Here is a 1,272-nt window from a genome sequence, read left to right as displayed (position 1 = left end):
CACCAAACCTATTATGACTACCTAAAACACTGAAGCTAACCGATACAAAATTGCCAAGCGTTTTGGAATCCAGTTGAACAATTTGTTATGAGGGTTTTACCATTTGAAATGGATTGAACCCTCTAGCACATATTTTTGTGCCTTCTCAGACTTAGGAACAAAATACTCGACGTTAGGGCTATCAAAGCTTTTAGCCGGAATGCTAAAGAGAACTTCGTTTCCAGAATGAGCAAATATAACATTATGAGTAGATGTAAACTGGAGGAACCCGCTTTCACCGATCTCACATGCGAGATCTTGGATCGTGGTGATAGTGCTTAATGTTAATTGCATCATTAAGAGGCCGCTCTGGTCATCTTGACCGCAACAGGCCTCTCTGAAAATGTTTATAATCATCATATCCTCATAACGCTTTAATAAGTGGCTGTAACCACTGACTTTACCGAGCCTATCAGACTTCAAGCCAAGAGTGCCCAGCGTTGATAAGTCCACTTAATTAACTTGTTAGTCGGTGGCTTTACCATTGACTGCTGATTATTGGCACAAGCTAATGTTCTTATAACCAATACTCGACATTTGTAGAACTTACTTAGGGCAAGGCTATGCATTTAACTCGGCCAAACGAAGCGCCCTAAATGGAACATTAACATCATGCGATCCAGTAGCGCCAAAAAACGTTGCCAATAAAACAATACGCCGAAAGTTACTGAACCAACTTTAACCTTAAAACCTTTCAAAGCATTAAACGACTAACGCCGCGTTAAGTAGTGAGCAACACTACCACTAAACCTAACCATTGTGCCGTAAACACTAAAACAGACTCAAACCGAAAGTGCCGAGCGTTGCGAATCTGTCTTAAACGCTTTGTTAAGCTACTTGTTCTCGGCTATACGCCACAACACACCGCTAGGGTCTGTGATGCAAAACTCTAGCATTCCCCACGGCTGTTCAACCAATTCTGTCACCTTGGAACCAAACTCTTCCTCTAAATTGAGTTTCAGCACATGCTCATACCAACTTTGGGCATCTTCGACTAAAAGGTGCATCATGAAATTGTCACTATGAGCCGGTTCATAAAAGTCTTGGAGCAAAAACGGACAAGAGCCAAATTTGAAGTACGCGATTCCATCAAATTCTGATGCGAGTTCGAAGCCAATACTCTGATAAAAGCGCTTCGAAAGCTCAAAGTCTTTGGCGGGCACAAACGATTTTATTTCTACTGTATTCAGATTTTCCATTTCTAGTACCAATTCCTTTCGACTGTTTGTAGCT

At 41.4% G+C, this 1,272-nt stretch carries 1 protein-coding gene; it reads right to left on the bottom strand.

All coding sequences use genetic code 11. The annotated features are described in order from the left end of the window. Nucleotides 1–872 precede the first annotated feature (872 nt). On the bottom strand, nucleotides 873–1,238 hold the full coding sequence (locus KP803_RS21740) for a VOC family protein (protein WP_005472418.1): 366 nt from the start codon (nucleotides 1,236–1,238) through the stop codon (nucleotides 873–875). Nucleotides 1,239–1,272: the final 34 nt, after the last annotated feature.

Origin of the sequence: Vibrio amylolyticus (assembly GCF_023145695.1) — a bacterium.
GTDB classification, from domain to species: domain Bacteria; phylum Pseudomonadota; class Gammaproteobacteria; order Enterobacterales; family Vibrionaceae; genus Vibrio; species Vibrio amylolyticus.
Note: the sequence above shows the minus strand (reverse complement) of the source record. Positions and strands in the feature narration are given on the sequence as shown.

Bases quoted from the DNA above. Each gene is read 5' to 3' on its own strand.
- KP803_RS21740 (WP_005472418.1), bottom strand. From the start codon at position 1,238: ATGGAAAATCTGAATACAGTAGAAATAAAATCGTTTGTGCCCGCCAAA.